The following is a 12,222-nucleotide window of genomic DNA, read 5'->3' as shown; positions in this document are numbered from 1 at the left end:
GGTGATCAGCGCAGCAGTGCCCGCGACATGACGACGCGCTGGATCTGGTTGGTGCCCTCGTAGATCTGCGTGATCTTCGCGTCGCGCATCATGCGCTCGACGGGGAAGTCGCGGGTGTAGCCGGCGCCGCCGAAGAGCTGGACCGCGTCGGTGGTCACCTTCATGGCGACATCGGACGCGAAGCACTTGGACGCAGCGGAGATGAAACCGAGGTTCTTCTCGCCGCGCTCGGCGCGAGCGGCTGCCGAGTACACCATGAGGCGGGCCGCTTCGATCTCCATCGCCATGTCGGCGAGCATGAACTCGACGCCCTGGAACGTGCTGATGGCCTTGCCGAACTGCTTGCGGTCCTTCGTGTACGCGATGGCCGCGTCGAGAGCGCCCTGTGCGATGCCGACGGCCTGCGCACCGATAGTGGGACGTGTGTGGTCGAGCGTCGCGAGTGCCGTCTTGAAGCCGGTGCCGGGCTCACCGATGATGCGGTCTCCGGGGATGCGGCAGTTCTCGAAGTACAGCTCGCGGGTGGGGCTGCCCTTGATACCGAGCTTGCGCTCCTTCGCGCCGACGGAGAATCCCTCGTCGTCCTTGTGCACCATGAAGGCCGAGATGCCGTTGGCCTTCTTCTCGGGGTCGGTGACCGCCATGACGGTGTACCAGGACGATGCGCCGGCGTTCGTGATCCACGCCTTCGAGCCGTTCAGGATCCAGTCGTCGCCGTCCGCCTTGGCGCGGGTCTTCATACCGGCGGCATCGGATCCGGCTTCACGCTCGGACAGTCCGTAGGACGCCATCTCACCCTCGGCGATGGACGGCAGCACCTTCTGCTTGAGCTCCTCGCCGCCGCTGAGGATCAGGCCCATGGTGCCGAGCTTGTTCACGGCGGGGATCAGCGAGGAGGAACCGCATACGCGCGCGACTTCCTCGATCACCATGCAGGCTGCGACCGAGTCGGCTCCCTGGCCGCCGTACTCCTCGGGGATGTGCACGGCGTTGAAACCGGAGGCGTTGAGAGCCTTCAGGGCCTCGTCGGGGAAACGCTCCTGCTCGTCGACCTCGGTGGCGTACGGCGCGATCTCCTTCTCGGAGAGTGCGCGGATGGCCTCGCGGAGCTCGTTGTGCTCGTCGGAGAGCTGGAACAGGTCGAAGCTGGGGTTGCCGGCCATGAAGAGTCCGTTCGTTGTGGGGAAGGGATCGTGGCACGCAGTGTCACGGAATGTGGCCAGCGTACCGGACCCGAGTGCCGATGACCATGGCCGATTGGCACTTGGTGTCACTGGTCACGTGTGGGTGCTCCGGACTCGTACCGTCCGTCCCTTATTCTGGTGGTCGTGCACCACCAGGCGACGACCCGTGCGCCGGGTGCCCGGGCAGTCGGCGCGCGTAGGCCGGGCCACCGCGTCGATCTGGACGGTCTCCGCGGGCTGGCGATCGCCCTCGTGGTCGTCTTCCACATCTGGTTCGGCAGGGTCTCGGGCGGTGTCGACGTCTTCCTCGTCCTGTCCGGCTTCTTCTTCACGTCGATGGTGCTGCGCCGCGTCGAGCGAGCCGACGGTCCGGTCCTGCGGCCCCTCGTCGTCCGCACCGCCCGACGCCTGTACCCCGCGGCGGTGGTGGTGTTCGGCGCGGTGGCCCTCTGGACCCTGTGGGACCGACCCTTCACGATGTGGGACGCGACGACGCGGCAGCTCCTCGCGTCGCTGGCGTACGTCCAGAACTGGGAGCTCGCGCGGACCGCGTCCGACTACGCGGCGGCCGATCTGTCGGTCAGTCCGCTCCAGCACCTGTGGTCGATGTCCGTGCAGGTGCAGTTCTACGTCGGTGTCACCGCCGTGGTGTTCCTCGTCGCCGCGGCGTGCCGACGGTGTGGTCGTCGGGACCTGACCACACCGGTGCTGGTGTCGGTGCTCGCGGTCGCCGCCGCGGTGTCGTTCGGCTATGCGTCCGACATCGGCCGCACCCACCAGGGGTGGGCCTACTACGACACCGGGGCGCGGACGTGGGAACTCGCGGTCGGTGCGATCGCCGGGCTGGTGATCGGTCGAGTGGTGCTGCCGGCCGCGCTACGTGCCGCGGCCGCCGTCGTCGGACTCGCCGCACTGGTGGGCTGTGGGTTCCTCGTCGACGGTGCGGCGCAGTTCCCCGGACCTGCCGCGCTGGTGCCCGTCGGGGCCGCGATGCTGCTGGTGGTCGCCGGTGCGGGTGCTCCCGAGTCCCGAGCACCGGCCGTGACCCGCGCTCTCGAATCCCGCCCACTGCAGTTCCTCGGCTCCATCGCCTACCCGCTGTACTTGTGGCACTGGCCGATCCTCATCGCGGTGCTCGGTACCGGGCACTCGGTGACCGTGGTGACGGGATCCGCCGTGGTGGTGGTCTCGATCGCCCTGGCCGTCGCCACGCGCTCGTGGGTGGAGGAGCCGGTGCACCGTCGGGGCGCGGGCCGCGGCGTCCTCACCGCCCTGGTGACCGTCGGAGCGATCGGCCTCGCCGCCGCGAGCGCGACCTGGCAGGGCTACCTCGATCGAGCGACGGCCCAGCCGACCGCCGACGTGAGCTCCGACGATCGCTACCCGGGGGCGCTCGCACTCGTCGACGGTGTGCCCGTGCCGGACGCTCCGATGCGACCCACCGTGCTCGATGCGGACCTGGACCTGCCGCAGTCGACGCTGGACGGCTGCATCGCGGACATGACGCAGCGCGAGGTGACCTCGTGCGTGTACGGAGATCCCGACGCGACGCGCACCCTTGCCCTGGCCGGCGGATCGCACGCCGAGCACTGGCTCCCCGCCCTCGACCGGATCGGCCGGGACCGCGGGTTCGCCGTGGTGACCTACCTCAAGATGGGGTGCCCGCTCGACATCGGCGAGCCGCTCCTGGTGGATCTGCCCTACCCGGACTGCCGGGACTGGTCCTCGGAGGTGCTCGACATCCTCGCGTCGGACCGCCCCGACTGGGTGTTCACCACCTCGACGCGGCCGAGCCCCACGGAGTTCGGCGACGTCACGCCCGACGCGTACCTCGACGTCTGGGCACGCTTCTCCGCGCTCGCTCTTCCCGTCGTGGCCGTGCGGGACACTCCGTGGCTCAGCAGGGAGGGCGTCCCGTATCGCGCTGCGGACTGCCTTGCCGACGGCGGCGACAGCGAGTCCTGCGGACTGCCGCGCAGTGAGGTCCTGTCCGAGATCGATCCGGCCCGCGCCGCGTCGCTGCCGTTCCCCTCGGTGGTTCCCGTCGACTTCTCCGATGCGGTCTGCGGTCCCGACGTGTGTCGCGTCGTCGAGGGAAACGTGCTGGTCTACCACGATTCCCACCACCTGTCGGCGACGTACGTCCGGTCGCTCGTGCCGGTGATCGACAGCACGCTCGGCGAGGTCACGGGGTGGTGGTGAGACCGTCCCCGAAGTGCTGTGCGAGCAGGGTCGTGACGTCGGCGACCGACGTCCCCGGCGGCAACACGAGTGCGGTGGGCCGGTCACCCGCGGTGTCGGTGACGAACCGCCGCTTCACCGCCCCGAGGGCGCGCCGCACGTCCTCGACCTCGAGTCGTGCCCCGTCGCGCAGCCATGTGCGCAGCAGGTAGTTGTGCGTCGCGGTGACCGCTGCGGCGAACTGCACCAGGGAGAGCGGCTCCTCCCCGGGTGCCCCGCGGCGCAGTGTGTCGACGAAGACGCGTTCGTACCGCAGCACCATGACCAGTTCGCGCTCGCGCAGCGCGGGCACCGTCTGCAGGACGCGATAGCGCCGGCGAGTGGTGTCGGGTGTGCCCGCGAACCGGGCGAACACGCGCGCGGCGGCCTCGCACACGGCGTCGTGCGGGTCGAGGTCGGTCGTCCCCAGGAAGTCCTGCACGTGGGCGAGGGTCGCGTCGTGGTCGACGAAGACCACGTCCTCCTTCGACCGGAACTGGCGGAAGAACGTGCGCCGCGACAAGCCGGCGCTCTCCGCGATCTGGTCGACGGTGGTCGCCTCGTACCCCTTGCTCTCGAACAGGTCGAGCGCTGCACGCATCACGTCGAGGCGGAACTGCGCATCGTCCGATTCGCGCGGTTCCTCGTGGGCGGCCATGGCCTCACGGTAGCGTGAACGTTCCCTACCGTGAAGGACGGCGACAGTGGCGTTGGTGATGGGTGTCGATTCGTCCACCCAGTCGTGCAAGATCGTTGTTCGAGATGCCGATTCGGGCGAGCTGGTGCGCCAGGGGCGCGCTGCCCACCCCGACGGGACGGAGATCGATCCGCAGCGATGGTCCGACGCGCTGGACGCGGCGCTCGCGGATGCCGGCGGGATGGACGGGGTCGACGCGGTCTCCGTCGGAGCCCAACAGCACGGCATGGTCTGCTTGGACGAGGACGGCGAAGTGGTCCGACCGGCGTTGCTGTGGAACGACACTCGATCCGGACGGTCCGCTCGCGACCTGGTGGACGAGCTCGGTGGCGGCCAGGCGTGGGCGGATGCCGTCGGCGTCGTCCCGGTCGCGGCGATCACCGCATCGAAACTGCGCTGGTTGGCCGACCACGAGCCGGACAATGCGAATCGGACTGCAGCCGTCTGCCTTCCGCACGACTGGTTGTCCTGGCGCCTGGGCGGAGCTCGCGGCCTCGACGCTCTCGCGACCGACCGGGGCGACGCCAGCGGCACCGGCTACTTCTCGGCCGCGACCGACGAGTACCGCGTCGACCTGCTCGGCCTGGCGCTGCGCGGGCGTGACCCCCACGTGCCGACGGTGATGCAACCGTCCGCCCGGATCGGGACCACGTCGTCCGGCGCGGCGATCGGGCCCGGAACGGGCGACAACGCCGCTGCCGCACTGGCTCTGGGTGCCGGAGAGGGCGATCTGGTGGTGTCCGTGGGGACGTCCGGGGTGGTGTCCGCCGTCTCCACGGTGGCCCCGCGCGACCCGTCGGGACTGGTCGCGGGCTTCGCCGACGCCACCGGGCGCCAACTGCCGTTGGTGTGCACACTGAATGCGGCGCGCGTGTTGGACGCCGCCGCGCGTCTGCTCGGCGTCGACCACGACGAACTGTCGCGGCTCGCGCTGTCCACGGACAGCGACGGCCTCGTCATGGTGCCGTATCTGGAAGGGGAACGGACACCGAACCGACCGGACGCGAGCGGCGCGATCCACGGACTGCGACTGCACAATTCGACGCCCGGACATCTCGCCCGCGCTGCGGTCGAGGGACTCCTGTGCAGCCTGGCCGACGGTATCGATCACCTGATCGAGCAGGGGGCGTCGGTCTCGAGAGTGCTGCTCGTCGGGGGAGGTGCCAAGTCCGAGGCGGTGCGCGTTCTCGCTCCGGCGATCTTCGGAATGCCCGTCGACGTGCCCCCCGCCGGCGAGTACGTGGCGGACGGTGCCGCGCGGCAAGCCGCATGGGTTCTCTCGGGTGCGGCCGAGCCGCCGGTCTGGGCTGCGTCGGACATCCCTCGGTTCGAGGCCGATCCGACACCGTCGGTCAGGTCGCGCTACGCCGAGGTGCGCGACCTGACCGAGGGGGCCGGGTAGCTCACCGACCCGACGCCGACGCTCCCTCCTGTGCGTGCGTCATGGCGGCCAGGTGCATCTCGTCGACGGTCGCCGAGTCGGGTGTGTAGTCGACGCGGTCCGACTTCGCCAGGACACCCTCCATGTGGGCGATGTAGGCCATCTGCATGATCTCGGTCGGCTCGTCCGCGAACAGCTGGGCGTAGGCGTCCTGACGAGCGTCGCCGGTGCGCTGGTTCGCCGCGGCGATCTCGGCGTCGAACTCCGGTGTCCCGTAGGCACTCTGGAAGCCGTCGCTGGTGAAGTACTGGTCGACGGTGAACGCGGAGTCACCTGCCTGGTTGCCGTGCTGGATCACCAGCAGGTACGGGCCGGCGTCGGCGGGGAACGGTCGCTCCTGATACTGCGACGTGCCTGCCGAGTCCATCATCTCGATCGAGATGTTCATGCCCAGTTCGGACAGCGCATTCTGGACGACCTCGAGTGTCTCGTTCACCTTGGGGAACTGGCCGGTGCGGCCGATCAACCGAATCTTCGCATCCACCGGTACACCGTCCGCCCGGGCCTCGTCGAGCAACGCGCGTGCCTTGTCGGTGTCGTACGGCCATGCTTCGAGTTCGTCGTTGTAGCCGACGACTCCCGGTGAGACCAACTGTGCGGCAGGCCGGCCCAGATCGCGGAAGAGCGCATGCACGATTCCGTTGCGATTGATCGAGTAGTTGATCGCCTGCCGAACCCGGATGTCGTCGAGCGGCGGTTCCTCGACCTGGATCCGAACCGCCGTGGTCTCGTTGTTCGGGTAGGCCACTCCCAGGTCACCTGCCCCGTCCTCGGGCCCGATACCGGTGGCGATGTCGGCCTCGTCGCCGGACACCATCGACGCTCGGATGCTTCCTTCGCTACGCCACTGGTAGACGGCTCTCGCGAAGTCCGGACGCGGTCCCCAGTACCGATCGTTGCGCACCAGGGTCAGTCGCTGGCCGTACTCCCAGGTGTCCAGCGCGAAGGGGCCGGTGCCGACGGGCTCACGCTCGCGCTCGGTGAAGCTCGCCGTCCGAGGGACCATCTCGACGAAGGAGATGCGTAGCGGGAGAATCGGATCGGGAGCCGGCGACGCCACCGTGAGAGTGAGGGGATCGATGACGGTCACAGTCAGATCGGCGTCTCCGAAGACGTATCCCTCGACGTTGCAGCCGATGTCGGAGTTCACGGTGCGCTCGATCGAGTGAGCGGCATCCGCGGCTTCGAAGGGTCGGCCGTCACTGAACGTCACACCGGGATGCAACCGGAAGGTCCACTCGCGGTCGGAGTTCTGCTCCCACGTATCGGCGAGTTTGGGTTCGAGTCCACCGGTGGTGGGGTTGCGCTCCATCAGCGGTTCGGTGATGTTCGACCGGGTGACCACTCCGATCGACGTCTGCGAGACGTCGCAGGCTTCGAGCGTGGGGGGCTCCTGGCTCAGGACGATGCGCAGGGTGTCGGGGTCGGTCGACGAACTCCGGTCGGTGTTCGCGACGGAGCAGCCCGACGCGGCGAGGGCGAGGGTGAGCGCGCCGGCGACCGCCGCCGAGATTCGGTTCCGTGGTGCAGGGCTCATGTCGACCTCCGGAGGTGTTGTGACGGTGGACACAACGTAGGAGCGGCGATGCGCATCGTCAACGGCGTACCGAGGCCGTTATGGACCCGTTCTCGACCCCTGGCGTCGGATGCGCACGTCGCCCACCTGCGCCGATGTCGAGTCGTCGCCTTCCGATGACCGGACTATCACGGGCGCATGCTGTTTCGGCATCGACCGATACCGATTCGGTGCGATACCGGCCCCCCGAGACCGATACCTCGAGGGCATCGAAGGATGCATGAAAGGACCTGGACGTGCATCGGCCACGGGCTTACCGTGTGAGCGCGACCACACACTCGACGGAGGAGCCCACAGTGACCGATACGCGAGAGATCTCCGACCGCACTCCCACCAGGCCGACCAGCGGACTCACCGCGCCCGATGCGGCACTGCGTGCTCTCGCGGCCGGTGCGGCGACGATCGATCGCATCGAGGACGTGACTCTGCGCTCGATCGTGCTTCCGCTGTCCGCGCCGATCAGTGACGCGAAAGTCCTGACGGGCCGACAGAAGCCGATGACGGAGGTGATGTTCCTCTTCGTCGAGATCCGAACGGAGCAGGGACACACAGGAATCGGGTTCAGCTACTCCAAGCGCGCCGGTGGTCCGGCGCAGTTCGCGCACGCGAAGGAGATCGCGCCCGTCCTGATCGGACAGGACCCCAGTGACATCGGCAAGATCTGGACGTCGCTGGTGTGGGCTGGCGCCTCCGTGGGCCGCAGTGGTGTTGCGACACAGGCGATCGCCGCCATCGATATCGCGCTGTGGGACCTCAAGGCCAAGCGTGCGGGGCTCCCGTTGGCCAAGCTGATCGGGTCCACCCGCGATTCCGTCCAGACATACAACACGTCCGGCGGATTTCTTCACACTCCGATCGGTGAGGTGCTCGACAACGCCACGGCGTCACTCGCGGCCGGGATCGGAGGCATCAAACTCAAGGTGGGTCAGCCGGATTGGCGCCAGGACATCGCCCGCGTGACGGCGGTGCGCGAACATCTCGGCGACGACGTGCCGCTGATGGTCGACGCGAACCAGCAGTGGGATCGTCCGACCGCGACTCGCATGTGCCGCATCCTCGAGCAGTTCGATCTGGTGTGGATCGAGGAGCCGCTCGACGCCTACGACGCCGAGGGACACGCGATGCTGGCGCGCACCTTCGACACGTCCATCGCCACCGGTGAGATGCTGGCCAGTGTCGGCGAGCACGTCCGCCTGATCGAGGCCGGGTCCGTCGACATCATCCAACCCGATGCTCCGCGCATCGGCGGCATCACCCAGTTCCTGAAGCTCGCGGGTCTGGCGGAGCACCACGGATTGCAGATGGCTCCCCATTTCGCGATGGAGATTCACCTGCATCTGGCGGCGGTCTACCCGCTGCAGACCTGGGTGGAGCACTTCGACTGGTTGGATCCGCTGTTCGAGGAGCACCTCGAGACTCGCGACGGCCGGATGCACCTGTCCGATCGACCGGGGTTGGGCTTCACCCTGAGCGAGCGGGCGCATGCCTGGACCGTCGGGACGGCCTCGTTCCGCTGATGCCAGGCCGTCAGGCGAGCAGGTCCTGCACCGTCGCCCGCGCGCCCCGAGTGTGCAGAAAGTCCAGCGCCGACACGTAGGCGTCGACGAAGCGCTCGTCGTCCACGAGGTCGCCGAACAGCTCGCGATTCTGCACGAACGCGGTGCGGTCCTCGCCCTGCCGGCGAGCCAGCGGGGTCAGAGTGTCCTTCAACCTGTCGACGATCTCGATGGGCTCGCCCTGCTCGTCGACACCCTCGGCGTACCGTGCCCAACTCGCGACGACCGCCGCCGACAGCGCAACGGGGCCGCCGGATTCGAGATTGATCCGGATCACCGGCACCAGCCACTTCGGAATGCGGTCCGACGACTCCGCGCACAGTCGGGCGACGGTGTCGCGGATCTCGGGGTTGGAGAACCTCTCGATCAGCGTATTCTTGTAGTCGGCGAGATCGATGCCGGGAACCGGCTGCAGCGTGGGCGTTGCTTCCTCGTCCATGTAGCGCAGCAGGAACTCGGCGAAGAGAGGGTCCTGCGCCACGTCGTGAACCAAGCGGTATCCGCTGAGATAGCCGACATAGCAGAGCGCTTGGTGGCTGGCGTTGAGCAACCGGAGCTTCATGAGCTCGTACGGGGTGACGTCGTCGACCACCTGGACGCCGGCATCCTCGAATCGGGGTCGACCCAGCGTGAACCGATCTTCCAGCGCCCACTGCGTGAACGGTTCCGCGGCGACGGGCCACTGGTCGTCGATGCCGTAGCGCGACGCCAACTGCTCCACGACGTCGGGCGTCGTCACGGGCGTGATGCGGTCGACCATCGAGTTGGGAAACTGCGCGTTCTCGGTGATCCAGTGCGCCAGGTCGGGGTCCTTCAGTGCGGCGAACGCGGTGAACGTCGAGCGGGCGATGTGCCCGTTGCCCTCGATGTTGTCGCACGACATGATCGTGAACGGTGCGAGACCACGGTCCTTGCGCCGCGAGAGCGCCTCGCACACCAGCCCGAACGTCGTCGTCGGTACGGACCCCGGTTCCAGATCCGCTCGCACAGCGGGGTTCTCGGCGTCGAACTCGCCCGTGGTGGCCGAGAAGTTGTAACCCCCCTCGGTGACGGTGAGCGAGACGATGCGGGTGTCCTCGTGGGCGAGCTTCTCGATCACGGCCTCGGGAGCGTCCGGCGCGAACAGGTACTCGGTGATGGATCCGATGACGGAGGTGTCCCACGAGCCGTCGGAATGCCGCAGCGCCAGCGTGTACAGGCAGTCCTGGGCGTCCATGACGTCCTTCATCCGACGATCGCCGGGGAGCACCCCGACTCCGCAGATCCCCCACCGCGCGGCCGACTCGAAGTCGGTGCGCAGCAAGCGGTCCACGTACATCGCCTGATGCGCCCGATGGAACCCGCCGACCCCGACATGCACGATGCCGGTGGTGATCGCGGAACGGTCGTAGGACGGCGCATCGACGTCGCTCGGGAGCTGGTCGAGCGTGGCGGTGGACAACTTCACGACAGTGTCTCCTGACTGGGGGTCACGGTGACGACAGCCTTGATGCTGCCGTCGGTGCGGTCGTGGTTCAGAGCATCCTCGACGTGCGCGAGGTCGAAGTGCGCGGTGACCATGCTGTCCAGGTCGACGCGCCCTGTGCGCACGAGTTCCAGTGCGGTGGGCCAGGTATCGGCGTATCGGAAGACGCCGGTGACCCAGAGTTCTCGATTCTGGATCACCGAGACGGGTATCGGATACTCGTCGCCGCCCATCCCCACGAGGACCACTCTGCCCGCGGGACGCACGGCGCGCATGCCGTCCTGCACGGCCCGAGGCGCACCGGAGGCGTCGATGAACGCGTCCAGGTCGAGGTCGTGCACCGATTCGGTGGTGGGGTCCAGGACCCGCGTCGCACCGTAGCGCGCGGCACTCTCGCGTCGGCTCGGCGAGATGTCGGACACGATGATGTCGGTCGCTCCGAACGCTCGCGAGACCTGGGCGGTGAGAAGTCCGACGGGACCCGCGCCGGCGATCAGCACGCGCGATCCCCCGGTGATGCCGGCCTTGCGTGCCGTCGCTATCGCCACGGACAGCGGCTCGAAAAGAGCGGCGGCGTCGTCGGAGACCGAGTCCGGTACATCGTGGGCGAAGGTGCTGCCGATGCTCACGTATTCGCACAGCGCGCCGTCGACGGGCGGCGTCGCGTAGAACTCCATGTGGGGGCACAGGTTGTAGTGGCCCGATCTGCTCTCGCGACTGTCCGGATCCGGACGCTGCGGCTCGACGGACACCCGTGAACCGATCCTCTTCTCGGACACTCCCTCACCCACCGCGACGATCACGCCCGACGCCTCGTGGCCGAGCACCAGCGGCGAGGACACGACGAAGTCGCCGATGCGTCCCTCGCGGTAGTAGTGAGTGTCCGATCCGCAGACTCCGACCGCGGACACGCGGACCAGGACGTCGCCGGATCGGGGCGTCGGAACGGGCCGATTCTCGGTGACGATGCGTCCCGGCTCGGTGAGAACTGCAGCACTCATGGAACTGACTGTTGTGTGGATCACACCTGAATGTTAGCTTAAGTGAGCAGATGAACAACAGGTGAGCAGATGCTCACCCTCACCGGGGAGACGACGACGTGACTACGCCGAATGCCAGCGACGAGCTCCGGCTCGCCCTGCGCGCGGCAACGATGTACCACCTCGACGGCGCTACTCAGGCGCAGATCGCGGCCAAGCTCGGAGTCTCGCGCCCCACGGCGGGGCGCCTGGTCGCCAAGGCTCGCGCCAACGGGTTGGTGCGCATCGAGATCCACGTACCCGAGGAGATCAGCGGGTCCGTGCACACCGACCTCGAGCGCCGGCTCGAGGAGAAGTACGGGCTGGACGAGGCGCTGGTGGTCACGTCGAACATCGACGACGGCGGCGGACGGTACGACGCGGTGGGTCGCGCAGCCGCCGGCGTGCTCACCCGACGGGTGCAGCCCGACCACACCGTCGGGTTCACCTGGGGCCCGGAAACCGTGGCGGTGGCTCAGGCGCTGTCCTCGCGGGGAAGCCGGTGCTCGCTGGTGGTGCAACTCGACGGGTCGATGAGCGCCGCGGAATACCAGACCGGTGTGGACTTCGTTCTCGGCCGATGCGCGGAGCAGCTCCAGGCTGCCACGATGCGTCTCAACGCCCCGCTCTACGCAGATCCGGCGACAGTGGTTGCGCTGCAGAACGACTCGATCATGTCCCGCGCACTCGAGGCGGGGCGTTCGGCAGATCTGATGTTCTTCGGACTGGGGCCGGTGTCCACGTCGACCACTCTGTTCGAGGGCAGTTTCCTCGAGCAGGCCGAGTTGACCGAACTCGATCATCTCGGGGCCGTCGGCGAGATCGGCGGACGATTCTTCGACGAGAACGGCGCGGACATCGAGGGCAGCCTCGGTGCACGCACCATGTCGGTTCCGCTCGACGACATCCGACGGTGCGCCAACACCCTTCTGATCTCCGGCGGAGCACGCAAACACGCCGCCGTCCGGGCCGCTCTGCGCGGCCGTCTCGCCACCGTGCTGGTGACCGACATCGCGTGCGCCGCCTACCTACTCGGCTAGCACGCACACTCCACAGGAATCGAG

Annotated in this window: 9 protein-coding genes; 4 read left to right on the top strand and 5 right to left on the bottom strand. The window is 68.2% G+C overall.

Annotated features, from left to right (window positions below):
* Nucleotides 1-5 precede the first annotated feature (5 nt).
* On the bottom strand, nt 6-1,163 hold the full coding sequence (locus ASG64_RS13680; RefSeq protein WP_056074057.1) for an acyl-CoA dehydrogenase: 1,158 nt from the start codon (nt 1,161-1,163) through the stop codon (nt 6-8).
* 165 nt (nt 1,164-1,328) lie between these two features.
* On the opposite strand from ASG64_RS13680, the gene ASG64_RS13675 reads away from it, so the two are divergent.
* The gene (locus ASG64_RS13675; protein WP_056074385.1) at nt 1,329-3,386 is read left to right on the top strand and encodes an acyltransferase family protein; all 2,058 of its coding nucleotides are present in this window, start codon (nt 1,329-1,331) and stop codon (nt 3,384-3,386) included.
* Here the strand turns inward: ASG64_RS13675 and ASG64_RS13670 are convergent.
* Nucleotides 3,370-4,062, bottom strand: a complete 693-nt coding sequence (locus ASG64_RS13670; RefSeq protein ID WP_056074056.1) for a TetR family transcriptional regulator — start codon at nt 4,060-4,062, stop codon at nt 3,370-3,372. The genes ASG64_RS13675 and ASG64_RS13670 overlap by 17 nt on opposite strands.
* Before the next feature lie 46 nt (nt 4,063-4,108).
* Here ASG64_RS13670 and ASG64_RS13665 point away from each other — a divergent pair, with 46 nt between their 5' ends.
* Nucleotides 4,109-5,503: an FGGY family carbohydrate kinase gene (locus ASG64_RS13665; RefSeq protein WP_056074055.1), complete on the top strand. Its 1,395-nt coding sequence runs from the start codon at nt 4,109-4,111 to the stop codon at nt 5,501-5,503.
* Nucleotide 5,504: 1 nt separating this feature from the next.
* On the opposite strand, the gene ASG64_RS13660 is transcribed toward ASG64_RS13665, so the two are convergent.
* Nucleotides 5,505-7,079: an ABC transporter substrate-binding protein gene (locus ASG64_RS13660; RefSeq protein WP_056074382.1), complete on the bottom strand. Its 1,575-nt coding sequence runs from the start codon at nt 7,077-7,079 to the stop codon at nt 5,505-5,507.
* Nucleotides 7,080-7,489: 410 nt separating this feature from the next.
* Between ASG64_RS13660 and ASG64_RS13655 the strand changes: the two genes are divergently transcribed.
* The gene (locus tag ASG64_RS13655) at nt 7,490-8,635 is read left to right on the top strand and encodes an L-talarate/galactarate dehydratase (protein WP_235579607.1); all 1,146 of its coding nucleotides are present in this window, start codon (nt 7,490-7,492) and stop codon (nt 8,633-8,635) included.
* 10 nt (nt 8,636-8,645) lie between these two features.
* On the opposite strand, the gene ASG64_RS13650 is transcribed toward ASG64_RS13655, so the two are convergent.
* Nucleotides 8,646-10,121, bottom strand: coding sequence for a mannitol dehydrogenase family protein (locus ASG64_RS13650; RefSeq protein WP_056074053.1), 1,476 nt, complete (start codon nt 10,119-10,121; stop codon nt 8,646-8,648).
* Nucleotides 10,118-11,140: an NAD(P)-dependent alcohol dehydrogenase gene (locus ASG64_RS13645; RefSeq protein WP_056074052.1), complete on the bottom strand. Its 1,023-nt coding sequence runs from the start codon at nt 11,138-11,140 to the stop codon at nt 10,118-10,120. Before ASG64_RS13645 ends, ASG64_RS13650 begins: the two co-directional genes overlap by 4 nt.
* 98 nt (nt 11,141-11,238) lie before the next feature.
* Here ASG64_RS13645 and ASG64_RS13640 point away from each other — a divergent pair, with 98 nt between their 5' ends.
* Entirely contained in the window at nt 11,239-12,198 is a 960-nt protein-coding gene (locus tag ASG64_RS13640) for a sugar-binding transcriptional regulator (protein WP_056074051.1), read from the top strand.
* The last annotated feature ends 24 nt before the right edge of the window (nt 12,199-12,222 follow it).

Source organism: Rhodococcus sp. Leaf247 (genome assembly GCF_001426185.1).
Lineage (GTDB): Bacteria > Actinomycetota > Actinomycetes > Mycobacteriales > Mycobacteriaceae > Rhodococcoides.
Note: the sequence above shows the minus strand (reverse complement) of the source record. Positions and strands in the feature narration are given on the sequence as shown.

Bases quoted from the DNA above. Each gene is read 5' to 3' on its own strand.
- ASG64_RS13670 (WP_056074056.1), bottom strand. From the start codon at position 4,062: ATGGCCGCCCACGAGGAACCGCGCGAATCGGACGATGCGCAGTTCCGC.
- ASG64_RS13660 (WP_056074382.1), bottom strand. From the start codon at position 7,079: ATGAGCCCTGCACCACGGAACCGAATCTCGGCGGCGGTCGCCGGCGCG.
- ASG64_RS13680 (WP_056074057.1), bottom strand. From the start codon at position 1,163: ATGGCCGGCAACCCCAGCTTCGACCTGTTCCAGCTCTCCGACGAGCAC.
- ASG64_RS13645 (WP_056074052.1), bottom strand. From the start codon at position 11,140: ATGAGTGCTGCAGTTCTCACCGAGCCGGGACGCATCGTCACCGAGAAT.